This window comes from Streptomyces chlorus (assembly GCF_042655885.1).
GTDB classification, from domain to species: domain Bacteria; phylum Actinomycetota; class Actinomycetes; order Streptomycetales; family Streptomycetaceae; genus Streptomyces; species Streptomyces chlorus.
Map to the genome: position 1 here is coordinate 46031 of NZ_JBHSOA010000012.1, position 24999 is coordinate 71029.

Annotated in this window: 23 protein-coding genes; 13 read left to right on the forward strand and 10 right to left on the reverse strand. The window is 68.6% G+C overall.

The window, feature by feature from the left end; genetic code table 11:
- Positions 1-28: 28 nt before the first annotated feature.
- Entirely contained in the window at positions 29-883 is an 855-nt protein-coding gene (locus ACFPZI_RS07010) for a helix-turn-helix domain-containing protein (protein ID WP_381359991.1), read from the forward strand.
- A 2-nt stretch (positions 884-885) separates the two neighbouring features.
- A complete protein-coding gene (locus ACFPZI_RS07015) occupies positions 886-1074 on the forward strand; it encodes a DUF397 domain-containing protein (RefSeq protein ID WP_381359677.1) in 189 nt (62 codons plus the stop codon).
- Between the two features lie 65 nt (positions 1075-1139).
- Here the strand turns inward: ACFPZI_RS07015 and acnA are convergent, their stop codons facing one another.
- Genes acnA through ACFPZI_RS07035 form a run of 4 tightly spaced genes read right to left on the reverse strand, consistent with a single transcriptional unit; the run spans position 1140 to position 6698 of the window.
- The gene (gene acnA, locus ACFPZI_RS07020; RefSeq protein ID WP_381359679.1) at positions 1140-3764 is read right to left on the reverse strand and encodes an aconitate hydratase; all 2625 of its coding nucleotides are present in this window, start codon (positions 3762-3764) and stop codon (positions 1140-1142) included.
- Positions 3761-4726: a citryl-CoA lyase gene (locus ACFPZI_RS07025; RefSeq protein ID WP_381359682.1), complete on the reverse strand. Its 966-nt coding sequence runs from the start codon at positions 4724-4726 to the stop codon at positions 3761-3763. Before ACFPZI_RS07025 ends, acnA begins: the two co-directional genes overlap by 4 nt.
- The gene (locus tag ACFPZI_RS07030; RefSeq protein ID WP_381359684.1) at positions 4723-5928 is read right to left on the reverse strand and encodes a CaiB/BaiF CoA transferase family protein; all 1206 of its coding nucleotides are present in this window, start codon (positions 5926-5928) and stop codon (positions 4723-4725) included. Before ACFPZI_RS07030 ends, ACFPZI_RS07025 begins: the two co-directional genes overlap by 4 nt.
- Positions 5925-6698, reverse strand: coding sequence for an IclR family transcriptional regulator (locus ACFPZI_RS07035; RefSeq protein ID WP_381359687.1), 774 nt, complete (start codon positions 6696-6698; stop codon positions 5925-5927). The genes ACFPZI_RS07030 and ACFPZI_RS07035 overlap by 4 nt, the downstream gene beginning before the upstream one ends.
- A gap of 155 nt (positions 6699-6853) precedes the next feature.
- Between ACFPZI_RS07035 and ACFPZI_RS07040 the strand changes: the two genes are divergently transcribed.
- The 3 genes from ACFPZI_RS07040 (at position 6854) to ACFPZI_RS07050 (ending at position 10512) form a co-directional block, all read left to right on the forward strand.
- On the forward strand, positions 6854-8185 hold the full coding sequence (locus ACFPZI_RS07040; protein WP_381359690.1) for an MFS transporter: 1332 nt from the start codon (positions 6854-6856) through the stop codon (positions 8183-8185).
- A 16-nt stretch (positions 8186-8201) separates the two neighbouring features.
- Complete coding sequence (locus ACFPZI_RS07045; protein ID WP_381359691.1) at positions 8202-9662, forward strand: MmgE/PrpD family protein; 1461 nt, start codon at positions 8202-8204, stop codon at positions 9660-9662.
- Between the two features lie 346 nt (positions 9663-10008).
- Positions 10009-10512, forward strand: coding sequence for a MarR family winged helix-turn-helix transcriptional regulator (locus tag ACFPZI_RS07050; protein ID WP_381359693.1), 504 nt, complete (start codon positions 10009-10011; stop codon positions 10510-10512).
- A gap of 56 nt (positions 10513-10568) precedes the next feature.
- Here the strand turns inward: ACFPZI_RS07050 and ACFPZI_RS07055 are convergent, their stop codons facing one another.
- The 5 genes from ACFPZI_RS07055 to ACFPZI_RS07075 form a co-directional block, all read right to left on the reverse strand.
- Positions 10569-11849, reverse strand: a complete 1281-nt coding sequence (locus ACFPZI_RS07055; RefSeq protein WP_381359696.1) for an acyl-CoA dehydrogenase family protein — start codon at positions 11847-11849, stop codon at positions 10569-10571.
- A gap of 67 nt (positions 11850-11916) precedes the next feature.
- Positions 11917-13533, reverse strand: a complete 1617-nt coding sequence (locus ACFPZI_RS07060) for a class I adenylate-forming enzyme family protein (protein WP_381359699.1) — start codon at positions 13531-13533, stop codon at positions 11917-11919.
- Positions 13526-14302 (reverse strand): citryl-CoA lyase, encoded by a 777-nt coding sequence (locus ACFPZI_RS07065; protein ID WP_381359701.1) that lies wholly within the window; start codon positions 14300-14302, stop codon positions 13526-13528. Before ACFPZI_RS07065 ends, ACFPZI_RS07060 begins: the two co-directional genes overlap by 8 nt.
- Positions 14299-15432: a CaiB/BaiF CoA transferase family protein gene (locus ACFPZI_RS07070; protein ID WP_381359704.1), complete on the reverse strand. Its 1134-nt coding sequence runs from the start codon at positions 15430-15432 to the stop codon at positions 14299-14301. Before ACFPZI_RS07070 ends, ACFPZI_RS07065 begins: the two co-directional genes overlap by 4 nt.
- 258 nt (positions 15433-15690) lie before the next feature.
- The gene (locus ACFPZI_RS07075) at positions 15691-17043 is read right to left on the reverse strand and encodes an MFS transporter (RefSeq protein ID WP_381359707.1); all 1353 of its coding nucleotides are present in this window, start codon (positions 17041-17043) and stop codon (positions 15691-15693) included.
- Positions 17044-17500: 457 nt separating this feature from the next.
- Here ACFPZI_RS07075 and ACFPZI_RS07080 point away from each other — a divergent pair, with 457 nt between their 5' ends.
- From ACFPZI_RS07080 to ACFPZI_RS07115, 8 genes are all read left to right on the forward strand, one after another.
- The gene (locus ACFPZI_RS07080) at positions 17501-18724 is read left to right on the forward strand and encodes a cytochrome P450 (protein WP_381359709.1); all 1224 of its coding nucleotides are present in this window, start codon (positions 17501-17503) and stop codon (positions 18722-18724) included.
- Positions 18717-19031: a 2Fe-2S iron-sulfur cluster-binding protein gene (locus ACFPZI_RS07085; RefSeq protein WP_381359712.1), complete on the forward strand. Its 315-nt coding sequence runs from the start codon at positions 18717-18719 to the stop codon at positions 19029-19031. The genes ACFPZI_RS07080 and ACFPZI_RS07085 overlap by 8 nt, the downstream gene beginning before the upstream one ends.
- A gap of 9 nt (positions 19032-19040) precedes the next feature.
- Positions 19041-20279 (forward strand): NAD(P)/FAD-dependent oxidoreductase, encoded by a 1239-nt coding sequence (locus ACFPZI_RS07090; protein WP_381359714.1) that lies wholly within the window; start codon positions 19041-19043, stop codon positions 20277-20279.
- On the forward strand, positions 20276-21061 hold the full coding sequence (locus tag ACFPZI_RS07095; protein ID WP_381359717.1) for a dioxygenase family protein: 786 nt from the start codon (positions 20276-20278) through the stop codon (positions 21059-21061). Before ACFPZI_RS07090 ends, ACFPZI_RS07095 begins: the two co-directional genes overlap by 4 nt.
- Positions 21062-21069: 8 nt before the next feature.
- Entirely contained in the window at positions 21070-21570 is a 501-nt protein-coding gene (locus ACFPZI_RS07100) for a peptidase associated/transthyretin-like domain-containing protein (RefSeq protein WP_381359719.1), read from the forward strand.
- 20 nt (positions 21571-21590) lie between these two features.
- On the forward strand, positions 21591-22364 hold the full coding sequence (locus ACFPZI_RS07105) for an enoyl-CoA hydratase/isomerase family protein (protein WP_381359722.1): 774 nt from the start codon (positions 21591-21593) through the stop codon (positions 22362-22364).
- A gap of 74 nt (positions 22365-22438) precedes the next feature.
- Entirely contained in the window at positions 22439-22816 is a 378-nt protein-coding gene (locus ACFPZI_RS07110) for an acyl-CoA thioesterase (RefSeq protein ID WP_381359723.1), read from the forward strand.
- The gene (locus tag ACFPZI_RS07115) at positions 22813-24006 is read left to right on the forward strand and encodes a flavin reductase family protein (RefSeq protein ID WP_381359726.1); all 1194 of its coding nucleotides are present in this window, start codon (positions 22813-22815) and stop codon (positions 24004-24006) included. Before ACFPZI_RS07110 ends, ACFPZI_RS07115 begins: the two co-directional genes overlap by 4 nt.
- 60 nt (positions 24007-24066) lie before the next feature.
- On the opposite strand, the gene ACFPZI_RS07120 is transcribed toward ACFPZI_RS07115, so the two are convergent.
- Positions 24067-24966, reverse strand: a complete 900-nt coding sequence (locus tag ACFPZI_RS07120; RefSeq protein ID WP_381359728.1) for a D-alanyl-D-alanine carboxypeptidase family protein — start codon at positions 24964-24966, stop codon at positions 24067-24069.
- Positions 24967-24999: the final 33 nt, after the last annotated feature.

Sequence of the window (24999 nt, forward strand, 5' to 3'; positions counted from 1 at the left end):
GGGCAGCACGGCGCACTTCCACCAACTGATGGCTTTAGGTGATTGCTTGGAAGCCGACGGTGGCGGTGAGCTGCTGCGTATGCGTGAGAGGCGGGGGATGCGCCAATCTCATGCGGCTGAGGCGTTGTCGGCTTCGGTGGCCAAGGTGGCCAAGATGGAGCGAGGCGGAGTGCCCATCCGGGATCCGGACCTCCGTTCGCTGTGTCATCTGTACGGCGAGACCGACGAAGTGGTGATCGGAAGGCTTCTGCAGCTTGCGCGCACGGATCGGGAAAGACGCAAGGCGAGTGGTTGGTGGAATCAGTATCCGCAGCTCCCGGCGATGGTCGAGTACGTGGCGCTGGAGGACATCGCCACCAGCATTCGCACGTGGCAGCTCGCCTTCATCCCAGGGCTGTTGCAAACGCCCGATTACGCACGAGCGGTGGCGGTCGGCGCCGGTTCCTGGGAGGACCCGAGCGAGGTCGAGCCGTTTGTGGAGGCCCGGTTGGCCCGTCAGGCAAGGCTGCGGTCGGAACATCCGCTGGAGTTGTGGGCGGTGATACACGAAGGGGCACTGCGCCAACTCGTCGGCGGCCGGGACGTGATGCGGGAACAGCTGGGGTACCTGCTGGACCTCTCCCGCACCGACAACGTGAAGGTGCAGGTGGTGCCCTGGCTGGCGGGTGCCCATCCGGGCATGATCGGCGCGTTCAGCATTGTCTCGTTCACCGAACCTGGCGCGCTGGACGTCGTACACATGGACGTACCGTCTTCTACGCTCTGGTTGGAGAGCGAGGAGGACGCCGCCAGACACCGGCGCATCTTCGACCGCATCGCGCGGGTGGGGCTGGCGGAGCGTAATGCCCTCGATCTGATGGAAGCGATCCGCAAGGAGATGTAGGCGTGGTGACCGAGTTCGAGTTCCTCAAGTCCACCTACAGCGGCGGAGACGCCGGCCAGGAGTGCGTCGAGGTCGCCCGCAACGTCCCCGGTGCCGTCGCCGTCCGGGACTCCAAGGACGCCGGCGGGGCGATACTCCGGCTCGGGGCGTCCGCCTGGGCGGCGTTCCTCGCGGGGGCCGTCAAGGAGTGAGCTTCACGGCCCGCCTGATCGCGGGGGCCCACCGGAAGGGGTGGGCCCCCGCGTGCGCGGGCCGCTTACCCGGAGACGCCCCTGCTGTCCGCCCGGGTGGACAGCAGGTGTCCGAACAGTCCGCCGGCGCGGAGCCAGTCCAGTTCCAACGGCGTGTCGATGCGGGATGTGGCGGCACCGTTCCACAGCACGTGGTCGCCGCGGCGGACCCGGACGGTGGCGTTCGTCGAGGACGCGAGGTCGTCGATGCCGAGGAGGTCGATCTCCTCGGTTCCGTCGAACAGGTCGGGGGACGGGCCGTCCCATTGGACCGGCAGGACGCCGAGGGCGACCAGGTTGGTGCGGTGGATGCGTTCGAAGCTCCGTGCCAGCACCGCGCGCACGCCGAGGAGCCGAGTGACCTTGGCTGCCCAGTCGCGTGCGGAGCCCGCTCCGTACATGTCGCCCGCCACGACGACGAGCGGGGTGCCCCGGCGGCGGTGGTACTCGGCCGCGACGTGGACGGGCACCGGTGTCTCGTCGGGCGCGGTGCGGGTCCAGCCGCCTTCCCTGTCGGGGGCCAGGTGGTTGGACAGGCGCGGGTTCGCGAAGCCGCCCCTGACCATGACGTCGTGGTTGAGGCGGCGGGAGCTGAAGGTACCCAGAGCCCGCTCGTCGACTCCTCGCTCGATCAGCCAACGGCCCGCGGCGGAGTCACGCAGAATCCGTGCGACCGGCGAGATGTGGTCGGTGGTCACCGCGTCACCGAGCACCAGCAACGGACGGGCGCCGAGCAACTCTCCGTCGACTGCGGGTCTGGTCAGATCCGCGTCAGTGAACGGTGGCCGTCGAATGCTGCCGGCTTCGCCGTCCCAGGGGTAGGTGTCGTCCCGTGGATGCTCGAGCGCCAGCCATCGCTCAGTGGTCAGGGGCCGGCGGGCTCCGCGGCCCAGCGACGCAGCCTCATGGGCGGACAGCAGCTCGTCGATCTCACTCTCATCCGGCCAGAGGTCGGCGAGCACGATCGGTGAGCCGTCGGCGGCGTGACCGAGGGGTTCGCGCTCCAGGTTCGTCCGCACCGTGCCGGCCAGTGCGTAGGCCACGACCATGGCCGGCGAGGCGAGGTAGGCGTGCGCGACCTCGGGGTGAATGCGACCGGTGAAGTTGCGGTTTCCGGAGAGGACCGCGGCCAGGGCGGTGTCCTTGGTCCGGGCCGTCGCATCAAGTGCCGGGCTCAAGGGCCCGGAGTTGCCCATACAGGTGCCGCACCCGAATCCCGCGACGTGGAAGCCGAGGTCGTCGAGGTACTTCTGCAGACCGGCCGAGACCAGGAGGTCAGCCGCCGACCTGGAGCCCGGCGTCAGTGAGGTCTTGGTCCACGCCGCCGGCCGGAGACCCGCCTCGACCGCGTTGCGCGCCAGGAGGCCTGCGGCGACCAGGGAGCGCGGGTTCGAGGTGTTGGTGCAGCTCGTGATCGCCGCAATGGCCACCTTGCCGTCCTGAGGCCGGGCGGCGCCACGGGATGCGGGGACCTCGCCCGGACTGAGCGCTTCGTGTGGCCTCGAGGGACCTGCGAGGGTTGTCGAAATGGAGTCCAGTTCGACGGTCACCTTGGTGTCGAAGCGCGGAACCGGGACGGCCGGACTGTGCAGCAGGCCTTGTGCCTTCAAGTACTGCTCGGTCAGGTGGACCTGTTCGGGCGAACGACCGGTGGTCGCCAGGTAGGCGAGGGTGCGGCGGTCGGCCGGGAACCATGCCATGGTCGCGCCGTACTCCGGTGCCATGTTGGCGACCGTCGCGCGATCGGGCACCGACAAGGAGGACAGGCCCGGGCCATGGAATTCCACAATGGACCCCACGACATTCAGCTCACGCAGTCGTTCGGCCAAGGTCAGGGCCAGGTCGGAGGCGAAGACCCCCGGGGCGAGCCGTCCGGTGAGCTCCACACCGACGACGCGCGGCACACGGATCATGATGGCCTGACCGAGCGCGGCGGCGGTGGCCTCGATGCCTCCCACTCCCCACCCGGTGACTCCCAGGGCGTTGATCATCGTGGTGTGCGAGTCGGTTCCGACCAGTGCGTCGAGCGCGGCGATTCGCGTGCCGTCGGACTCCTCGGTGGTCACCACCGGGGCGAGGACCTCGAGGTTCAGCTGATGGCAGATGCCCACGCCGGGGGGCACGACCTGAAGTCCGGGAAGCCGTTCCTGGGCCCATCGCAGGAACCGGTAGCGATCATGGTGCCGCGCATACTCCAGGTCGATGTTCCGTGGCGCCGCGGTCCCGCTCGCGTACTCGTCCACTTCCAAGGCGTGGTCCACGACCAGATCGAGCGGAAGCACCGGCTCGAGCGCCGATCCGTCCAGGCCGTCGGCGGCGGCCCGCTCGAGCAAGGTGATCAGGTCGGCCAGCACCGGAATACCGGACGCGTCCTGCAGGAGGACACGGCCGGGGAAGAACGGAACCGCCGCGGATGTGTCACGTCGAGTGATCGCGCGTACATGCTCGGGGAGCACCTGCGGGTGCCCCTGGTGGCGCAGGATGCCTTCCACCAACGTCCTCAGCGACCATGGCAGGTCACTGATGGGCCCGGCGCCGTTGGCCTCGGCATCAGCCAGGCTGTGGTACTGCAAGGGAACCCCGGGCGCGCCGTCGACCGGTAGCGCCCTGAGGGACCCGAACGAGTCCGGCGCGGTGAACGGCGTGCTCATGGCGTGTCCGTGGTCTCGGCGGTCCCGGCGGCCCATGCCCGTTCCGCGTGGCCGGTATACGTCGGGAGGAGCGGCGGAGGCATCGGGCCCTTGATGCGGCGGCCGCTCTGGGACTCCTCCCAGCTGTGGGCCAGCACGCCGACGGACCTCGACAGGATGAAGAGTCCCCGGGCGAGTTCGGCGGTGAAGCCGAGTTCGGCGTAGATCACGGCGGTGGCGCCGTCGATGTTCATCGGGACGGGGCGCTCCCGCCCGACCGACAGTTGGGCCTCCAACTCCTTGGCCGCGGCGAGGTGATGACCGGCGACGACCCCGGCGTCGACGGCTTCCTGGACGAACTCCAGGAGCGGGTCCCGGCGCGGGTCGCGGGGGTGGAACCGGTGGCCGAACCCGGGGATGTAGGCCCGGCGTTCGCGGTGGGCGGCGACCTCGGCGGCAACGGCCTCCTGAAGGGAGACCGCGGCGGGGGAGGAGCCGTCGTCAGCGCCCTCGCCGCCTCCACTGGCGGCGACCAGGCGTTGCAGCAGTTCGACACATTGCTGCCCGGCACCCCCATGGACGTCCCCGAGCAGTCCGACACCGGTGGACATCGCGCCGTGCAACCCCACACCGCACGTGGCGGCCATGCGGGCCGCCGCGATGGAGGGCGCCTGGGGTCCGTGGTCCACCGCGGCCACGAGTGCCTTCTCCAGAAGGGCCGCCTGGGCGGGGGACGGCATCGAGCCGCGGACCATGGTCCAGATGGTCTCCACGAAGCTTGCCCGGCGGATGAGGTCCTGGACCGGGTATCCGCGGAACCGGATGACGCCGGGTTCGATGTCCGACACCTCGGTGGTCCACCAGTCGGCCACCTTGCGGGAGGTCACGGCGTCGAGTGCCGCGGCGCGGGCCGGCGAGGTCCGGTCCATGGGCTCGTTGCGGCCGGCGCCTGCGCTGTCGGTGGTGTCCGGTCGGGTTCTCATACGGCTCCCTCCTTGCGGAAGTCCTCGATCTGTTCGGTGGTGAACCCGATCTCGAGCAGGATCTCCTCGGTGTGCTCGCCGAGTGCGGGTGGTGGCGAGGAGGGCCTCACCGCTCGACCGTCGACATGGGTGGGCAGTCCCAGGACCTGGACGGTTCCGGCCGGTGCGACGGGCATCGGCACCTCGGAGACCAGTTCCCGGTGCTCGACCTGTGCCGAGGTGAGCGTTTCGGGGACCGACACCACCGGAGCGGCCGGAACCCCCGTGTCCAGCAGGACCTCGTCCCATTCGGCGGCGGTCTTCTCCTTGAGCGAGATCTCGAGCTCGTCGCGCAGGAGTTCGCGGTTGAGCTTGCGGTCCTCACGGGTGACGAAGCGAGGATCGGTGAGGAGTTCCTCGCGGTGGAGGACCTTGCACAGCGTCTCGAACTGTTCCTGTTTGTTGGCCGCGATGTTGAGCATTCCGTCGGCGGTGGCGAAACTGCCCGACGGCGCCGAGGTCATGTTCTCGTTGCCCATGGGCACGGGCTCCTGGCCGGTCACCAGGTGGTTGGAGACGATCCAGCCCATGGAGGTGATGGCCGCGTCCAGCATGGAGGTGTCGAGACAGGCACCCTGCCCCGTGCGCCGCTGCCTGACGACGGCGGCGCACACGGCCATGGCGGCGGCGAGGCCACCGAAGCTGTCGCACACCGGGTAGCCGACGCGCAAGGGCGCGGACCGGGTGTCACCGGTCACGCTCATGATGCCGGAGAGGCCCTGGATCACCTGGTCGTACGCCGGGCGACCGCGCATCGGCCCGGTGGCGCCGAAGCCGGAGACGGCGCAGTAGACCAGGCGGGGGTTCAGTTCCCGCAGTCGCTCCCAGCCGAAGCCGAGGCGCTGGAGAACTCCCGGGCGGAAGTTCTCCAGGAGCACGTCGGCATCGACCAGCAACTGTTCGAACACCTTCTTGCCGCCGTCGGTCTTGAGGTTGACCGTCACGGACCGTTTCTGGGAGTTCTGGGCGAGGAAGGACACGCCCATCCGCGCGGCGCTCAGTTCGGGGTCGGCGCCGAGCTGGCGTGCCAGGTCACCGCTCCCGGGCGTCTCCACCTTGATCACATCGGCGCCGAGCAGGGCGAGTTGATAACCGGCGAACGGTCCGGCGAGCACGTTGGTCATGTCCAGGACTCGAACGCCCTCGAGCAGGTCTGCGGTCACAGGAAGGCCTCCACGGTGCCGAGCCCGACGGCACTGATCTGCCGGGCTGCTTTGGTTGCGGCGTCGACGTACTGGGCGACCCGGTCAGCGGTGAACCGTGAGGTGGGGCCGCTCATGGAGAGCGCGGCGAGAAGACGACCGTCGGCGGCCGTGATCGGAGCCGCCACCGCGGAGGCGCCCAGTTCGCGATCGCCGTGCGTGATGGCGAAGCCGGCCTCGCGGGTGCTCGCGGCCCCGGTGCGCAGGTCCTTCGCGTCGACGTGTGCGTCCTGTGCGGACAGGGCTGCCAGCACGGTGTCCGGGCAGCCGCCGAGCAACACCCTGGCCGCGGCACCCCCGGTCATGGAGTAGGGCTCACCGACCCGCACCACGCTCCGTACGGTCGCGGTGCCCTCGACCTGGGCCACGCAGATGCGGTGCAGATCCTGGCGAATGTAGATGTTCACCGTTTCGCCGCAGTCGTCGCGCAGGGCCGTCATCACCTGCCGGGCTTCGGCGCCCACCTCCCACATGGCCTCGGCCAGCTTGACCCACCGCAGGAACGAGGGGCCGATGCTGTAGGTCGATTCGCTCGGGCTGGTGATGATCCCCGGATTGCTGAGCGTGCTGAGCAGACGGACGACCGTCGACTTGGGCAGACCGGTGAACTCGACGAGTTCACGCAGTGAGCGGACCTTGTGCTCGGCGTCGAACGCTCTCAGAAGGTCGAAGGCACGGGTCACGCTACGCACGCCGCCGTCGGCTGCAGCGGCCGCTGAGGGCAATGTCATGTCGTCACCATAGGTCCATCAGGTGGTTCACGTAAACCAACTGATGGATTGACGCGCGAAGTCTCGCGTGATTCCATCCGTGACACACACCACAGAACCGTCAGGTGGTTTAAGCGAACCATCCAGTGGTCAGCGCAGACTGGCGAGGAGAGCCCATGACCATCACCTCGAACCTCGAGGAACAGCGCAGAACCGAAGCCGGCGATCCGAGCATGGCGCGGCGAGCCGCCGTCGCCGGCGGTGTCGGCACGGTGATCGAGTACTACGACTTCAGCGTGTACGGCTTCCTCGCGCTGAGCTTGGCACCACTGTTCTTCCCCCAGCAGGACCCGGCCACGGCGACGTTGGCGGCGCTGGCCCTGTTCGCCTCGTCCTACGTGGTGCGGCCGATCGGCGGATGGTTCTTCGGCATCCTCGGCGACAAGCGGGGCCGGCGCTTCTCGCTCGTGGCGACCGTCCTGATCATGTCCGCTGCCTGCGTCGCGATGGGCTTGCTGCCCACGCACGCCAACGTCGGTATCGCGGCGACGGTCGCGATCGTGCTGGTCCGTCTGGTGCAGGGATTCGCCGCCGGCGGCGAGATCGGCGGCGCCGCCACCTATGTCGCCGAACTCGCGCCTCCCGGCCGCCGTGGCCTGTACGGCAGCTCGACCGCGATCGGGGCGACGCTCGGCTTCGCCGTGGCCGCGGCCGTGGTGGGGGCGGTCCGCCTCGGTTTCAGCCCCGAGCAGATGGCGTCCTGGGGCTGGCGGGTTCCGTTCCTGCTCTCGGCTGTCTTCGCCGTCCTGGCCCTGTGGGCGCGGCTGCGCATCGAGGACAGCCCGAAGTTCAAGGAACTCGAGGAGCGTCGTGACGGAGCGGCCTTGGAGAAGCGCCCGCTCATGTCGGTGATCCGGGACCACCCGGTCTCGGTGCTGCGCGTGCTCGGTCTCTCGATCGCCCTGAACGGCACCGTCTACATCGGGCTCACCTACTTCGGGATCTTCCTGGAGCTGAAGGGCAATGTCTCGCCCACCGCGGTTGCCTGGACCGCTGCCGCAGGCATCGCGCTCGCGGCCATGACCTACCCGTTGCCCGGCCTGCTCTCGGACCGGTTCGACCGAAAGCCCATCCTGGTCACGGCCTACCTCGCGTTCATAGTGATCGCCTGGCCCGCGTTCCTCGTCCTGTCCCACACGAGCAGCCTGCTGGCGATCGGCCTCGTCTACTTCGTCTTCATGTTCTTCAGCGGATGGGTGCAGGTGCCCACCTGGGCGCTGGTGGCCGAACTCTTCCCGACGAAGGTCCGCTTCACCGGCATCGCGCTGGGATACAACCTGGGGGCGATCGTCGCCGGCGGAACCGCGCCGTTCATCGCCGAGAGCCTCGTGCAGAGCACCGGGTACGACACCAGCCCCGCGGGCTGGATCATCCTGGTCGCGCTGATCGGCCTGCTCAGTGTCGCCTCGGTGGGACGGACCGCCTCCAAGTCGCTTCCACACCTCTGAGGGAGACGAGAAACCGATGGGCAACACCACGGCAGCGGACGTCGACCAGAACCGTCACGCCGCACCGCCCGACTCCGCCGCGGGCCCCGAGGAGCGGATCGCCCGCTTCGTGGCGCACACCCGGGCCGCCGACATCCCCGCGGAGGTGCTCGACGTCACCCACCAGGTCCTGAGGACCGTGTGTGGCACCGCGGTCGCCGGAGCAGCGCAGGACGGGATCGCCGAACTCCGGCAGCTGGTCGTCACCCAAGGGGGGCGAGCGGAGGCCAGGTCCTTCGTCCACGGAGACCACCTGACGGCCCAGAGCGCCGCGCTGCTCAACGGCTCCATGGCGCGTGCGCTGGACTACTGCGACACCATGGTGCCCGGACTGCACCTCGGGTCCTCGGTCGTGCCCGCGGCGCTCGCCGCCGCAGAGCTGCGTGGAGGCTGCACAGGGGCCGAGCTCCTGGCCGCGCTGGCAGTGGGTCTCGAGGCAGGTGTGCGGTTCAACCTCACCGAGGAGCAGTACGGTGGGCTGGACCCGACGGGCGTCGCCGGTCTGATGGGAGCCACCGCTGCCGCGGCGCGGGCTGCCGGTCTCGACGCGGAGCACACGCTGCACGCGCTGGCATTCTCCTTCAACCGTTGTTCGGCGAGTTTTCAGAGCAATGTCGACGCGTCCCTGGCGGTGCGGCTCATCCAGGGATGGACCGCGGCCTCGGCTGTTCAGAGCGTGCAGTTCGCCCAGGCCGGACTGACCGGACCCCGTCACTTCATCTCCGGCCCGTTCGGGTACGCGCGACTGTACGCACGGGGCGAGCGCTCCCCGGAGTCGTTCGCCGACCGGATCGGCCGTCACTACGATCTGGAGGGGATCTTCTTCAAGAAGTACCCCAGTTGCGGGCTCACCCAGGGAATCACCGAGTCGGCCCTCCTGGCGCTGAGCGACGACTCGGTGAACACGCGGGAGATCGAGCGGGTGGACGTCTTCCTGCCCGACTTCGCCTTCAAGCTCATCGGTAAACCCTTCGAGGCCGGTACCAACCCGCGGGTCAACGCCCAGTTCAGTGCGCAGTACTGCGCTGCGAACGCTCTGGAGCGGGGAGCGTCGTCGCTCAAACACTTCGAACCCGAACAGGTCGCCGAACTGGGCGCGTCCGCCATGATCTCGCGGATCCACGTGCACTTCGACCCCGCACTCACCGGTCATTCGGCGTCGCGGTTCGAGATGCGCACCGCCGGCGGAGGCCGGTGGGTCAGAACCCTCGAGATCGGTCCGGGATATCCGGGTAACCCGCTCACTCCCGAGGATCATGCGCAAGGGTTCGACGACTGCGTGGGCTACGCGCCCTGGGGCCTGCAGCCCGAACAGGTGCGGGACCTGAAGAGAATGACCTCGGACCTTGCCGCGGTCCAGGACATCCGTGATGTCGTGTCCGCGTTGATCAGTCCGAGCGCGGTGCCACTGGCGACTCGTGGGAGTCGTGCGGCGTGATCGAGGGAGAAGTCCGTGCGGATCGATTCCGCACGGACTTCTTTTCGTTGTGTCAGGCTCGTTGTGTCAGGCCGTGACGGGGCGGATCGGAGCCGGCGAGGTCCGGCGCCGTCCTCTCCGTCGGCCCACCGCCCCGGGCGTGCTCGGCACCGTCGACCAGGAGACCCGGCGCGCCGGTCACGACCGAGCCCTTCACACGGCCGACTCAGGAGCGGCATGATCATCACAATGGGGAAGCGGGGCAGGCCGTATGGCCTGCCTAGACTGTTTCCCGAGCAGCAGAGACCGCGCAACCACGGATGTGAGACAGCCGTCTCGCATCGACAAGACTCCGGGAGGTCACCCCATGAGCGACGAGCTCGATGAGTTCTTTGTCGAGGAGGTCGAGGTGGGCGACGGGGAGAAGTCCAAGACGCTGAACCTGGCCGACAATCCGACAGTCCTCCTGGTGTGGGCCGCCAATCGTTTCAACCGGAGCTTCTCCCGGCATTACCAGAACGAGTTCGGCATCAGCGCGATGGAGTGGCGGATGCTGGTGATGCTCTGCAAGGAACCGGACGTCCCGGTGACCGCCGCCAGCCCTGCCGTGGGCTACGACAAGGGCGCGGTCAGCCGGTCCCTGAGCAAGCTCGCCAAGCTCGGCCTGGCGGAGGCCAAGGTCCTCGGCAACAATCCGCGCAACCGGCTGTGGCACCTCACGCCCGCAGGGTACGAACTCCACGACCGGATCCTCAAGTCGGCTCTGGAACGCCACAAGCAGGTGCTCGCCGGATTCACCCCCCAGGACGTGGAGAAGTTCAACGAGATGCTCAGGCTCTTCGGCGAGAACGCCGAGAACCTGCCGGAGTGACGACAAGCCGGGGCCGGCGCCATGGGAATGGCGCCGGCCCCGGCCAGAACGCTGTCTCAGGCGGGACGTTCCTGATCCTTGATCACGCCGAGCGGTGTCGGCACGACGGTCCCCGTGGTGTCGAGGAGCGGGCCGATCCAGTCCGTCGCCCGGGCCTGGTAGTTGTTGATCGCGTGGGTCTGCGTCGCCATGAGGTCCGTCAGATAACGCCCGAACGGCTGTGCGTTGTAGATGCCGGTGCCGCCCGCGACGCGGTACAACTCGGTGCCGTACCGGGCCGCGCGTGCGGGGATGTGCGCGGACTGGAAGCGGAACTCCTCCAGTCGCTCGTCGCTGACCTTGGGACCTCCGCCGGCCTCGGAGATCATCGCGGCGTAGTTGGCGTACAGTCGCCCCTTCGCCTCCGAAACGAAGGAGTAGGCCTCGGCCAGCGCGAGGGCGGTGGCCGGGTCGATCCTGGGTCGGCGCTTGCCCCTGTTGAACTCCACCAGGGCGTCCGCCATGCCCTTCAGGGCGCCGAGCGCCGTCGGTGCCTGGGTGGCCCGTGAGAAGACCTGGAAGAACGGGAGTCTGAACAGCAGACCCGCGTTGAGCGCCAGGCCCGGTGCGGTCCTCTGGTGCACCTCGGTCCAGGTCAGGCTCCGGTGGTCGGGAACGAACGCGTCCTCGACCACGATGTCGTTGCTGCCGGTGGCCCGCAGACCGGACACGTCCCAGTTGTGGACGATCTCGTAGTCCTCGCGCGGGAGCAGCAGCACGTGGCTGCCGACCGGCCCCGGCCCGGGGGTCGGTTCGCCCTCGATGTTGGCCCCGAGCAGCGCCCAGTCGCAGTAGTCGCTGCCGGAGGAGAAGGACCACCGTCCGGACAGGCGGTACCCGCCGTCCACCCGCCTGGCCGTCTGGGGCGCGTACGGCGAGCTGATCAGGGTGGTCGTGTCCGAGGACCAGACGTCGGACTGTGCGCGGGCGTCGAAGAAACCCAGGTGGAAGTGGTGAATGCCGACCACTCCCAGGACCCATCCCACCGAGGGGTCGCCCTCGGCGAGGATGGAGGTCACTTCGAAGGACTCGATGGGAGTGAGCTCGTACCCGCCGTGGGCACGGGGCTGCAGCATCTGGAAGAAGCCGGCCCGCTGCATGTCCGCGATCGTCTCGGGCAGCAGCCGGTCCTGCTGGGCCTGCCGCGCCGCTCGCTCCTTGAGGACCGGGACCAGGTCCCTGGCACGCCGCACCAGCGGTGAGGTGCTGAAGTCGCCCAGAAGGAACGCGTGGATGTCTCCGGTCGGTTCGACGTCACCGGTCAACCGGTCGGGGTGCAGCGCGAGGAGCTCGGTCATGGGGCGTTCCTTTCCGCAGCCGTGCAAGGCTGCTGTGGCAGGTCCACTGACGGGACGTGGGAGGGGTTCACCTGGGCCCGGGCCGGGCCGGCTGCTGGTCGACGGAGACGTCGACCTCGCGGGCCCGGTCGCGCAGAGTGGCGTCCGCCCTCAGGAGGTGTTTGGCGACCTTCCCGGTCGGCGTGAGCGGCATGTCCTGGGTGAGAAGGACGTAGCGGGGCCGCTTGATCCGGGCCAGCCGGGCGCCGCAGAAGTCGGCGACCTCCTGCTCGGTCAGGAGGGAGTCCGCACGGGGCGTGGCAACCAGCAGGATGTCCTCGTCACCCATCTCGGACGGCACTCCGACCGCGGCCGCCAGCACCACCTCCGGGTGTTCGGCGGCCACCCTGTCGAGCTCGGCTCCGGAGACGTTCTCGCCCCGCCGGCGGATGATGTCCTTCTTCCGCGCGACGAAGTAGTACCAGCCGTCCTGGTCCCGTCGCACCAGATCGCCGGTTCTGAACCAGTCGCCTTCGAAGGCTTCGGCGGTCTGCCCGGGTTCGCGGAAGTACTCCAGCATCACGATGGGCGTCCGTACCCAGAGCTCCCCGGCCTCGCCGTCGGGAACGTCCGCACCGGCTTCGTCCACGATGCGGCACTGCGCCCACGGCCGTGCGGGATCAGGATGCCGGCAGAGCCGGCCCATGCTGCCCGGCCTGGCCTCCGCGTCGTACGGAGTGCTCAGGATGCCCGGGATCTCGGTCATGCCGTACCCGCCCACCAGGTGGGGCACCTCGAACCGCTCCCGGAACGCTCGTGTGCTCGCCTGCCGGATCCCGTAGATCTTGCGCAGGCCGTGGCCGGGCACGTACTCGTCGCCGGGCCGGTTGAGCAGGATTGCGCTGATCGCCTCGATCATGTTGACCTGCGTCGCACCGAGCCGCTTGACCGTGGGCCAGAAGCCGGAGGCGGAGAAACGCGGCTCCACCAGCAGGGTGGCACCGGCGGCGAGCGCTCCGGCCACTGAGTAGAGCAGGCCGTTGACGTGGAACAGCGGGAGGATCGTGAGCACCCGGTCGTGCGGCTGCAGGCGAACCCGCTCCACGAAGCTCTCTCCCGTGGCGATCACGCTCTGCTGGCTGTGCAGGACGCCCTTCGGGAAACCGGTGGTCCCCGAGGTGTAGATCATGACGCACGGAGCCTGCCGGTCACCGCCGCTCAGCTCGGTCGGCTCCGCGTCGAGGAGCTCGCCGCCGAGCCGCTGGATCCAGGCGGAGCTGTCGACGTCGTCGCGCGCGGCCTCGGCGACCGGTTCGGCGGCCTGGTCGCAGAGGATGGCCCGGGCACCCGACTGACGGAGCACATAGGCCGCTTCCTCCACCTTGAAGTCGGGGTTGACGGGCACGAACACCGCACCCAGCCCGGCGGCGGCCAGCAAGGCGAGTACATGCCAGTCGCTGTTGCGGCCCATGACGAGCACCCGGTCCCCGGCCTCCACCCCCCTGCGCCGGAGGTGACCGGCCAGCCGTCCCGTCGCGTCGGCGGCCTGAGCCCAGGTCCATGAACGCTCACCGCACACCAGCATCGGACGGTCCGGATCCGCCGCGGCCCGGCCGGCCACGAGGTCGATCAGGGTGTCACCGTGTTCCCGGTAGAGAGCGAGCACCTCGGCCGGGGTGTACCGATCGCCCCACTCATCAGTCATGCGAAGTCTCCTGGGGATCCGAGTACGGGATGCCCTCCCTGGTGAGCTGCCAGATGGTGCGGGCGGAGGGCTGGGCGAACTCCTCCACCACATGGCCGAGCAGACCGCCGGCCCGGGACACCACGGCCAGTCCGCGACCGGCCTTCAGCGGGATCCCGATCTCCAGGAACAGCGCGGCGATGGCACCCGTGGCGTTGATGGTGAGGTGACGGCCACCCCGGGCCGCGTCCACCTCGCGGCTCAGCCGCCGCAGCAGGTCGACGTAGCGGCCGGTGATCCCGTTCTCCCCGGCCACCTCGAGGAGGGTGACCGCGCGCGGGTCGTCCGGCTTGTGCAGGCGGTGCCCGAATCCCGGCACCGGCCGCTTGGCGCTCACGTACTCCTCTGCCACGCGCTTGCAGTAGGCGTCCGGGTCCTCGCCGCTCTCGACACCCTCCACCAGCAGCTCGGCGCAGCCCTCCATGGTCCCGGCGAACACCGGCCCGACCGACAGCAGCCCCGCGGCGATCGCCACCTGCACGTCGTCGGGCACACTGTCGGCTGCCAGCCTGGTGATGATCGACGTCGGAGTCCACCCGTGCTCCATGAGCGTGACCAGGCAGGCGTCGAGAACCCGTGCCTCGGGCGGCGTGGGCATCCGGCCGACGGACAGGAAGTAGATCATGTCCGTGAAGCTGTGCCGGCCGATGAGGTCCTCGCACAGGTCCTTCCCGCGGACGGTGATCGAGGTCGCGTCGGACGTCGCGATGTGGGTGCGGCTGCCGGTCACTGTGCGGCTCCTGACTCCGGTGCCGGCGCGGAGCCGGTCAACTCGTCGTGATACTCGTCGAGCGCGGGCGCCGTGGTGCCGAAGCCCGCTCGCACGCCGTTGATGCTCAGTGGCAGTCCAGTGAGCTTGAGCCGGTCGTCGGCGTTGTCCAGGATGATGTCCATGGCGTGGGTCTGAGGGTGCTCCAGTACCTGCGGGATCGAATGGATGGGTGCGCACGGAACGCCGGCGCGCTCCAGACACGCGATCCAGTCGGCGACGGTGCTGCGGCCGACGAGTTCGGAGATGAGCGGAAGCAGCATGGCCCGGTGCTCGTTGCGCGCGGCGTTCGTGGCGAAGCGGGGGTCGCTCGCCCACTCGGGCTTCTCCAGGGCCGCGGCCAGCTTGGCGAACAGGCGGTCGTTGCCCGCGGCGATGATGAACGGGCCGTCCGCCGCCTCGAACGCACCGTAGGGAGTCAACGAGTTGTGACCGGTACCGACCCGGGGCGGGATGGTGCCGGTCGCCCCGTAGTCCGCGATGTGCCGTCCCGCCCAGCTGACGGCCGTCTCCAGCAACGAGGTCCTCACCTCACCGCCGACCCCCGTCGACTGGCGTTCCAGGACCGCGGCGAGCACGCCGATCACGGTCCACATGCCCGTTCCGAGGTCGACGACCGACGGACCCACCCGGGAGGGCGGACCGCTCGGGTCCCCGTTGATGGCGATCAGACCGGAGAACGCCTGCAGCAGCGGCTCGTAGCCGGGACGGTTCGCCATCGGACCGGTGTGACCGAACGCCGACATCGAGCAGTAGATCAGCCGGGGGTTCACGGCCCTGAGCGTCTCGGCGTCCGCCCTGAGCTTGTTCTCGACGCCCGGGCGCAGATTGTGGATGAAGACGTCGGCGTCGCGGATGAGGTCGAGGAAGACCTTGTAGTCGGCCTCGTCGTCCAGCGACAGCACGACGGACCGCTTGTTCCGGTTCATCATGTGGAAACTGACCGAACTGTCGCCCACGAACGGCGGGCCCCAGCCGCGCGCGTCGTCTCCTCCGGGCTTCTCGACCTTGATGACCTCGGCACCGAGGTCACCGAGGATCAACGAGGCGTACGGGGCGGCCAGGTTCTGGCCCATCTCGACGACCTTCAAGCCCGGAAGCATTCCGAGCGGCTTACCCGCTCCCTCGTTTCCCCGAACTCCCACAGCTTTCTCCTAGCGGCTTGGGCCCGGGCACTGGAGAACCCGGCGCGAACCAATCAAGTTGTTGTGGTGTCAACAACATCCTCGGGTCATCTTGTTGTGTTGTCAACAGCAATCCGGGGCGCTCCGTGGACCGCTCGGATTCCGGTACGGAATTCCGACGCGGAGAAGCGCCCCGGATGCTGTGGCAGCGGCTGTGGCAGCGGCTCAGCGGTCGGCCATCGACTCCTGCGGCTCTGCGGAGCGGTCGGTGAGGAAGAAGGCCGTCACCAGACTGATCAGTGCCATCACCATCAAGTACGGCGCGACCGCGATGACCGTGCCGAATCCCTGCGTCAGCGCCTCGGCGATCATCGGCGCGAACGCTCCACCGAGGACGGCACCGACCGCGTAGGCGAGCGACGCCCCGGAGAGCCTGATCCGGGCCGGGAACATCTCCGCGAAGAGCGCCGACTGGGGGCCGTAGGTCAGGCCCAGCGGCACCGCCAGGGTCAGCAGGGCCACGCCGACGCCCAGCCCGGTGCCCTGACTGAGCAGCCAGAACTGCGGAAGGAGCAGCACGAACAGCATCGAGTAGCCGAACTTGTAGACGACCGGACGGCCGGAGCGGTCGCTCCACCACGCGCCGACGTAGGTGAACGCGATCCACACGGCACTGGCCGCGAAGAGCAACATCAGCACCTGGGCGCGAGGAAGGTCATGGGCACTGGTCACGTAGGCCAGCGCGAAGCCACCGACGATCATGTAGCCGGCGGCGATGTTGCCCACCATCGTGGCGGCGGCCTTCAGCACCTTGGTGCCGTGGGTGCTCAGCAGCTCACGCAGGGGCGTCTTCGCCTTGGCCTTCGACTCCTCGAGTTCGGTGAAGACCGGCGACTCGGCGACCTGGGACCGAACATACTGCCCCACCACGACCAGCACGACGGAGAAGAGGAACGGCAGGCGCCAGCCCCACGCGTCGAAGGCCTCCTTGCCGAGCAGGGCGTTGAAGGCGCCCATCACGACGATGGCGAGCATCATCCCGAGCGGCACGCCCATCTGCGGGAAGGCTCCCATCCGCCCGCGGTGACCGGTTCTGGCGTGTTCCACGGCGAGCATGGCCGCGCCGCCCCACTCGCCACCGGCGGAGAGCCCCTGGAGGCAGCGCAGGAGGATGAGCAGGATCGGAGCCGCGATTCCGATCGCCGCGGTCGTCGGCAGCAGGCCTACCAGCATGGTCGACACGCCCATCAGCCCGAGCGTCAGCACCAGGACGATGCGACGGCCGAACCGGTCACCCAGATAGCCCGAGACGATGGCGCCGAGCGGCCGGAAGAAGAAACTCACCCCGGCGGTCGCCAGGGCGGTGAGCTGGCTCCACTGGCCGAGCCCGCTGAAGAAGAGGTCACCGAAGAGCAGGGCAGCGACCTGCGCGTAGACCAGGAAGTCGTACCACTCGATGGTGGTACCCGCCAGTGTGGCGTAGACGACCCGGCGGCGTTGCTTCTCCTCGCCCCCCGGAGCGGGGCCGGTCGCCAGGGCGACCGACGCTTTGGGCTCAGCAGTCTGATTCGCTCCCATGACGTCCTCTCTCGACTGAATACCGCTACGGAAGTGCCACCCCGGAACCGACGCTGAGCCGCGATGCGAGAAGGCCTGTCCCGGGCACGGGACAGCGTTGCTCAGCAAGGTGTTGAGTGATCAAGGGCACACGCTCTCCCCCCTCTCTTGACTTGTCAAGGGTCAATTTGACAACTGCGGGAAGAAGGTCACCTGTCCGCGACCGGGGTACGTCGGGGCTTCCGCGAACCTTGTCCGTGACCGGCCGACGGGCCTCGGTGACCCCCTGACCAGCGTGATCGTGCGCTGACCAAGTCCTGTAGCCGCCTCGACCACCGAGATCCGTTGACAAATCATCAAGCGCCGGGACAGACTCGGCCGCCTGTTGACGAAACAACAAGCGGCCGCTGTGGCCGCTGAGGGAGGGTGGAGACGGATGGCGGTGGTGGATCAGCGACCGACGGCCGCACGATGCCCCGTGACCAGTGGTTTCAGGCCGTTCGACCACGACGGCACCTACGCGTTCTTCTCGAGGGCCCGTCGCGAGGCGCCGGTGTTCTACAACGAGGAGACCGACTACTGGGTCGTGACGAAACGGCAGGACGTCCTCTCGGTGTTCAAGGACCCCGCACGGTTCTCGGCCGCGAACGTCCTGGACTCGCTGGAGACCTACCCCGAGGAACTGACCCGGTTCCTCGCCGGCAACGGATTCACCGTCGAACCGGTGCAGTCCAACACGGACCGGCCCCGGCACACCCGGATCCGGCAGAGCGCCGGCCAGTTCCTCAATCCCAAGCGCTACCGCGACTGCGAGCCACGGATTCGCGCGCTGGTGCAGGAGTATGTGAACGGCCTGCGCGGCAAAGACGAAGTCGACATCGTCGCCGAACTGACCCACGAGATGCCCGCGCGCGTGGTGTTCATGCTCCTCGGTGTCGACGACGTGGACCCTCTGATGATCAAGCGGTGGGCGCTCAACCGCGCCACGATGATCTGGGGCAAGCCGACCCGGCAGGAAATGATCGATGCCGGCCATGAGTTGAACGACTTCTTCCACTTTTGCAGGGAGATCGTCGAGGACCGCAAGCGGGCACCGCGCGACGACTACCCCAGCAAGCTGCTGGAACTTCGCGGAGGCGACGACTCGGTACTGACCGAGAACGAGATCGTCTGTCTGGTGTTCGCGTTGCTGCTGGCCGGTCACGAGGCAGTGACCAACGGTCTGACCATCAGCATCCTCACGCTGCTGGAGAACCGCGGGGCCTGGGAGGAACTGGTCGCGGATCCGGCGCTGATCCCGCGTGCGATCGAAGAAGTCCTCCGGCACAGCACCCCGGTCATGACCTGGCGGCGCAGGGCCCTCGAGGACGTCGAACTCAGCGGCGTGACCATCCCCGCAGGAGGCAAGGTCCTGCTGAGCCTGGCATCGGCGAATCACGACGAGGACCAGTACGAACGGCCGTCGGACTTCGACATCCACCGCCCCGACGCACGAGGTCACCTGTCCTTCGGATACGGCATCCACGTGTGCATGGGCGCCCCTCTGGCACGCATCGAAATGAAGATCGTGCTGGAAGAACTCATCAACGCCTTCCCCGGCATGGAGCTGGTGAAGGGACAACGACCCGCATGGACGAAGACGATGGCCCACCGCGGTCCGCAGAGTCTGCTGGTCCGGCTTGGAGGTTCTGACCATGGCTGAGGTGACCTGGATCACCGCCGACGGCGAGCGCATCACCGCCGAGGTCGGCGACGGCGTCAGCCTGATGGAGGCGGCCGTGGCCAACGGCGTGCCCGGCATCGTCGGTGAATGCGGTGGCGGGATGATGTGCGCCACCTGCCATGTCTACGTCGAGTCCGACCACCGGACCGGCGCGCCCGGCCCGATCGAGGCCGACCTGCTGGACTTCGCCGACGCACCTCGGCGCGACGGCAGCCGTCTGAGCTGCCAGATCTCCGCCCGGCCCGAGCTTGACGGAATCACCGTCGAAGTACCGCCGGGCTGGTGACGCCGCGCCATGACACACGGAACCGTGATCATCGGCGCCGGACAGGCCGGCCACACCACGGCCATGCACCTGCGCGCCGCGGGCTATGACGCGCCGATCACCCTGATCGGCGCCGAAGCGGCCGTCCCCTACCAGCGCCCGCCCCTGTCCAAGCGCTACCTGCTGCGCGAGATCGGGCAGGAGCACCTCACGCTGGGATCCCCCGCCGGCCGCGCGAAGCCCGAGGTCGAGCTGCGCACCGGCGAACGGGTGGCCGGGATCGACGTCGCCCGGCAGGCCGTGGTCCGGGCGGACGGCAGCACTCTTCGCTACGACAACCTGGTCCTGGCGACCGGTGCGCGGGCCCGACGACTGCCCGACACGCTGGTCAACGGCGTTCAGGGTGTGCACGTGTTGCGCACACTCGCCGACGCCGACGCCCTGTCCGGGGCACTCGACGAGGCGAAGTCGGTACTCGTTCTCGGTGGCGGCTTCATCGGCCTCGAGTTCGCCTCGGTGGCGGCCCGCCTCGGACGTCACGTCACCGTGGTCGAGCGCGACCGGCTGCTCCAGCGAGTCGTCAGCGAGCAGGCCGCCGACCATCTCCGCTCGGAGCACCTGCGCAACGGGGTCGAGGTCCTGGAAGGGCGCGAACTGCGGTCGCTGGACGGCGAGAACGCCCGCGTGGCCGCCGGTGTGCTCACCGACGGGACGCGGATCGACGCCGATCTCGTCCTGGCGGGGATCGGCGCCGAACCGGAGGTCGAACTCGCCGCTCAGGCCGGCATCGCGGTCGACAACGGCATCACCGTCGACGATCTCGGCCGGACCAGCGCCCCGTCGGTCTACGCGGTGGGCGACTGCGCCAACTTCGCCTGGCAGGGCGGCAGACTCCGCCTGGAGTCGGTCCAGAACGCGGAATACATGGCGAAGGCAGCGGCGGCGCACATCGCGGGTCGCACGCCGCCCGCGCGGCCGGCGCCCTGGTTCTGGTCGGACCAGTACGACGTCCGACTGCAGATCGTCGGCCTGACCGGCGACGGCGACGGCGTCATCAGGAGAACCACCGAGGACGGCGCGGGCTTCTCGCTGTGGCACTACCGCGGGGACCGCCTGATCGCCGTCGAGGCGCTGAACGACCCCGGCGCCTTCCTGACAGCCAGAAGGCTGCTGGACCGCGGAATCAGTCCCGCGTGTCACCACCTGGCGGACGAGAGTGTCAGCATCCGGGCCCTCGCCGCACAAGCACTGGGGAGGGCAACCTCATGATCGAATCGTTCGATCCGCCGTTGGCGGATTCCAACTCCATCGTCAGTACCCTGCGTGTGCCGTTGGCGGCACCGGTGCACCTGGACAAGGAGTGGTTCCACCACCTGCCGGGCCCCGCCTTCGGGCAGTTGAAGCTCGGCGCGTTCGACCACGACCTCACGGTGCAGGGCGTCTCGGAGCCCATCGGCACCCGCGTCATCGTCCACGGAACCGTGACCGACAGCGGCGGCATCCCGGTCAAGAACGCCCTGGTCGAGATCTGGCAGGCCAACGCCGCCGGGGGCTACCGCGACTCGATGGACGTGTCGGGCTTTCCGCTCGACGCCAACTTCCACGGCGCGGGCCGGTGCCTGACCGACAGCCGCGGCGCCTACCGCTTCGTGACGATCCGTCCGGGCCCGTACCCGGCGATGTTCAAGGACGGTGCCCGTGCTTGGCGGGCGTCCCACATCCACTTCTCCGTCCTGGGTGCCGGCTGCGCCGGCCGGCTCGTCACGCAGATGTACTTCGAGGGCGACCCGCTGATCCGCATGGACCGCATGATCAACGCCGTCCCGGACCGACGAGGCCAGGAGCGCCTGATCGCCCTGCTCGACGAGGAGAACTCCGTCGCGGAGTCGTTCGGCCCCCGGCGCACTCTGGCCACCGTCGACGGCAGCGGTGCGGTCGTCCACCCACCGGAGCGGACCGACCCCGGCGCCCTGCTGAGCAGGAACCCCTCGGCGCTGGCATACCGGTTCGACATCGTGCTTCGCGGCTCGGCCGCGACCCCGTTCGAGTAGGGATGGCCATGATTCTCACGCCCGCACAGACCTGCGGTCCCCTGTTCGGCTTCGCCATGACCCCGCCGGGCATCACCCAGACCGTCGCCGAGGACGATCCGGGCGCCGTCGTGATCGAGGGCATGGTCCTGGACGGTCAAGGGGACCACGTCGACTATGGCGCGTTCCTCGAGCTCTGGAGCCAGGAGCAGGCATGCCGTGTCCGCACCCTCGAGGGTCGCTTCCGCGCCGTCGTGAGGAAGCCGGAACCGGTGACGCTGCCCGACGGCAACCGGTTGGCGCCGCACCTGAGCATCTTCGTCTTCACGCGCGGCCTGGCAGGGCCGCTGGCGACGAAGGTGTACTTCCCCGACGAGGAGCAGGCCAACGGGTCCGACGCGATCCTGCGGCAGGTCCCCGAGGCCAGGCGGCCCCTCCTGATCGCACAGCCCACCGACGTCGAGCGGCACCTGCGGTACGACATCAGGCTGCAGGGCGAGCGCGAGTCCGTCTTCTTCTCCATCGACTAGAGCACGAACGAGGCTGAACCATGGAAGCGAACCTTATTGTCGAGCGCCTGGGCCATGTGCTGGTGCTCACCCTCAACCGTCCCAAGAAGCTCAACGCCATGGACAGCGCGCTCTACGAGCGACTGATCGAAGAGCTCCGGGGAGCCGACCAGGACGACGAGATCCGTGCGGTGGTCGTGCGGGGGGCGGGAACGTCCTTCTGCACGGGCGCCGACACCGGTGAGTTCGCCGAGCTCACGCCAGACAACACCGAACGCGTCGAGTACCGCGCCGGACTCACCTACGGTCTGCACAAGACCATTCCCGAGCTCTCCAAGCCGGTGATCGCCGCCATTCACGGATACGCCGTCGGCGGCGGCTGCGGGTTGGCCCTCGCCTGTGACATCACCATCGCGTCGGCCAACGTGCGCATGGGCTACCCCGAGATCAAGCACGGTCTTGTCGCGGCGGTGGTGATGGCCAACCTGACCAAGCAGCTCGGCCGCAAGGCGGGTTTCGAGCTGGTGGCCAGTGGGCGCCTGGTCCATGCCGACGAAGCCGAGCGGATGGGAATGGTCACGCGCGTCGTCCCGGAGGGCGAGGAGTTCGCCGAGGCGATGAAGATCGCCGAGAAACTGGCGGGACAGGTGCCCATGGCGCTCCAGGCCACCAAGCGGCTGTTCCACGCGGTCGCGGATCTCCCGCTGGCCGAAGGCCTCGTGCGGGGCCGTCAGGCGAACGAGGAGATGCGTGAGTACCGTGCCGGGGCGCTGAAGGAGTTCGGCGCCTCCGTCAAGGCCGTGAAGGCAGGTTGAGGGCGCTGATGACCGATCAGTCGAGCACCGGGCCCTCGGAGCCCCGCGCACACATCGTCAAGGACACGCTCCGGGTGAGCGACCTCGACTTCCAACGCCACATGGGCAACACCGCGTTCACCGAGATCCTCGCCAATGCGCGCTACGCGTTCATGAACGAGCAGGTGAGGCCGGCGGTGGGGTTCGAGCCGATCATCGCGCTGGTCCGGCTGGAGGTAGATTTCAAGGGCCAGGTCCACCACCCCGCGACGATCACCACCGAGACCCGCCTCGACCGCGTCGGTCGCAGTTCGCTGGGGCTCACGCAGCGCATGCTGGTGGGCACGCGGCTGGTCGCGACGTCCGAAGCCGTCTTCGTGCTGACCGACCGTTCCAGCGGTCAGGCAATGCCCTGGCCCCAGGAGATCCGTGCGTTGGCCACACCCTCCGAACTCGAAGCGAGTCACCCATGAGCGGCGGCGCGGTGGACTCCGCCGCTTTCCGGCAGGCCCTCGGGCATCACCCCACGGGGGTGGCCCTGATATCCAGTACCGACGCGGACGGGGAACCCGTCGGGATGATCGTGGGCACGTTCACCTCGGTGTCCCTCGATCCGCCCCTGGTCGGCTTCCTGCCCGCGCGGGACTCCGCGAGCTTCGCCGCGATCAGGAAGTCGGGGCGCTTCACCGTCAACATCCTCGCCCACGACCAGGAAGACATCTGCAGGGCCTTGTCCCGACCCGCGGACCAGAGGTTCGAGGGACTGGCGTGGTCGCCTTCCGGCAACGGGGCGCCGGTTCTCCCGGACGTGGTGTGCAGCATCGACTGCAGTCTCGAGGCCTGCACCCCGGCAGGGGACCACTACTTCGTGACCGGCTCGGTCGAGAGCCTGGAGATCCATCGTCCGGTCGCCCCGCTGCTGTTCTTCCAAGGCGGTTTCGGCGGCTTCGTCCCGGGGGCCTTCATCGCGCCGAGTGACGCGATCGTGGCCGAGGGCGTGCAGACCGTGCAGCACATCCGCGACGGCATGCAGCGCCTCGCGCATGCGGCCAACGGGGAGGTGACCGTCTACGCCAAGGTCGCCGACCACGCGGTGGCCGTGGCGACGGTCGCCGGCCCGGACGTGCCGACGTCCACGATCCTCGGTTCGAAGTGGCCGCTCACGCCTCCCTTCGGCGAGGTGTTCCTGATCGGCGCTCCCGAAGCGGAGGTCGAGCAGTGGATGAACAGGGCGAGGTCCGCAGGCGAGGAGCTGCTGCGCACGTCCCGGGAACGTCTGGACCATGCGCGCAAGCACGGCTGGGCCGGCTCCTACGCCGGGGACACACGGGACACGCTGCTCTTTCCCGCGTTGACCGAGTACGGCGTGGACGGGGTCACGCCGGCGAAACAACGCGAGATCCAGGCGATGTTCCGGGCCGCGGGGGAGGATCTCCGGCCGGTGGACCTCGAACCGGAGAGGCAGTATCAAGGCGCAAGCCTGGTGGTCCCCATCCGCGACAGGCACGGACGATGCGAACTCATGCTCCGGCTGTGTCGGATTCCGCCGGTCTCCGGATCCCGGATCGAGGTCCTGGCCGACGAACTGTGCCGCCTCACCCGGGAGGCCGAGAGGTCCGTCGGCGGTTCACCCGACCCGCGGATCTTGGTTTCCTCCCCGTGACCCCGTATGTGACGGGGGCTCACCCGGTGTGGGTGAGCCCCCGTGTGCGTCCGGCGTACGTCAGACCTTGCCGAAGCCGTAGCCCAGGAGCTTCTTCGCGTCCGTCTCGCGCTGGGCGGAGCTGGTCGAGGCGAGGACCGTGCCGATGACGGTCTTGCCGTTCCGCGTCGCGGCGAAGACCAGGCAGTACTTGGCAGTCGGACCCGAGCCGGTCTTCACGCCGATCGTGCCGCTGTAGCTGCTGAGCAGACCGTTGGTGTTGGTCCACGGCGCCATCGTGCGGGTGCTGCCCGTCTTCGTGACGGTCTTCGCCGTGTACGCCTTCGTCTTGACGATCGCGCGGAAGTTGGCGCTCTTCATCGCACTGCTGGTGATCTTCGTCAGATCGTGCGGCGTGGAGTAGTTGTTGCCCTTGCCGATGCCGTCGAACGAGTCGAAGTTGGTGTTCTTCAGCCCCAGTTTCTTCGCGTCGGCGTTCATCTTCCCGACGAAGGACTTCACCCGGGCGGCCCGCGTCGAGCCCGTACCGAACTTGTCGGCCAGCGCGTACGCCGCGTCGCAGCCGGACGGCAGCATCAGCCCGTACAGCAGCTGGCGCACGGTCACCTTGTCGCCCACGATCAGGCGCGCGGACGACGCGTTGTTCGCCACGATGTAGTCGCTGTAGGCCATCTGGATGGTGACCTTGGCGTCGAGGTTCAGGTTCTTCTGCGCGAGCACGACCTTCGCGGTCATGATCTTCGTCGTGGAACCGGTCGAAAGACGGGTGTTCGCGGCCTTGGTGTAGAGCGACTTGCCGTTCGCGTCGTTCATCACGAAGCCGCCCTTGGCGGCGATCGTGGGCGCGGCGGCAGCCTGGACCGGTGACGCGTAGAGGGCTCCGGAGGCCAGTACGGCGCCGGTGGTGACGGCGACGCCGACGGCTCTACGGAGGCGGACGCTCTGATTGCCGATATTCAAGTGAGGTACCCCGATTAGGTTGAATGCCCCATT

Excerpts from the sequence above, each read along its gene's own strand:
- ACFPZI_RS07010 (WP_381359991.1), top strand. The coding sequence starts at position 29 with ATGGCTTTAGGTGATTGCTTGGAAGCCGACGGTGGCGGTGAGCTGCTG.
- acnA (WP_381359679.1), bottom strand. The coding sequence starts at position 3,764 with ATGAGCACGCCGTTCACCGCGCCGGACTCGTTCGGGTCCCTCAGGGCG.
- ACFPZI_RS07025 (WP_381359682.1), bottom strand. The coding sequence starts at position 4,726 with ATGAGAACCCGACCGGACACCACCGACAGCGCAGGCGCCGGCCGCAAC.
- ACFPZI_RS07035 (WP_381359687.1), bottom strand. The coding sequence starts at position 6,698 with ATGACATTGCCCTCAGCGGCCGCTGCAGCCGACGGCGGCGTGCGTAGC.
- ACFPZI_RS07040 (WP_381359690.1), top strand. The coding sequence starts at position 6,854 with ATGACCATCACCTCGAACCTCGAGGAACAGCGCAGAACCGAAGCCGGC.
- ACFPZI_RS07045 (WP_381359691.1), top strand. The coding sequence starts at position 8,202 with ATGGGCAACACCACGGCAGCGGACGTCGACCAGAACCGTCACGCCGCA.
- ACFPZI_RS07050 (WP_381359693.1), top strand. The coding sequence starts at position 10,009 with ATGAGCGACGAGCTCGATGAGTTCTTTGTCGAGGAGGTCGAGGTGGGC.
- ACFPZI_RS07055 (WP_381359696.1), bottom strand. The coding sequence starts at position 11,849 with ATGACCGAGCTCCTCGCGCTGCACCCCGACCGGTTGACCGGTGACGTC.
- ACFPZI_RS07060 (WP_381359699.1), bottom strand. The coding sequence starts at position 13,533 with ATGACTGATGAGTGGGGCGATCGGTACACCCCGGCCGAGGTGCTCGCT.
- ACFPZI_RS07075 (WP_381359707.1), bottom strand. The coding sequence starts at position 17,043 with ATGGGAGCGAATCAGACTGCTGAGCCCAAAGCGTCGGTCGCCCTGGCG.
- ACFPZI_RS07085 (WP_381359712.1), top strand. The coding sequence starts at position 18,717 with ATGGCTGAGGTGACCTGGATCACCGCCGACGGCGAGCGCATCACCGCC.
- ACFPZI_RS07090 (WP_381359714.1), top strand. The coding sequence starts at position 19,041 with ATGACACACGGAACCGTGATCATCGGCGCCGGACAGGCCGGCCACACC.
- ACFPZI_RS07095 (WP_381359717.1), top strand. The coding sequence starts at position 20,276 with ATGATCGAATCGTTCGATCCGCCGTTGGCGGATTCCAACTCCATCGTC.
- ACFPZI_RS07100 (WP_381359719.1), top strand. The coding sequence starts at position 21,070 with ATGATTCTCACGCCCGCACAGACCTGCGGTCCCCTGTTCGGCTTCGCC.
- ACFPZI_RS07105 (WP_381359722.1), top strand. The coding sequence starts at position 21,591 with ATGGAAGCGAACCTTATTGTCGAGCGCCTGGGCCATGTGCTGGTGCTC.
- ACFPZI_RS07115 (WP_381359726.1), top strand. The coding sequence starts at position 22,813 with ATGAGCGGCGGCGCGGTGGACTCCGCCGCTTTCCGGCAGGCCCTCGGG.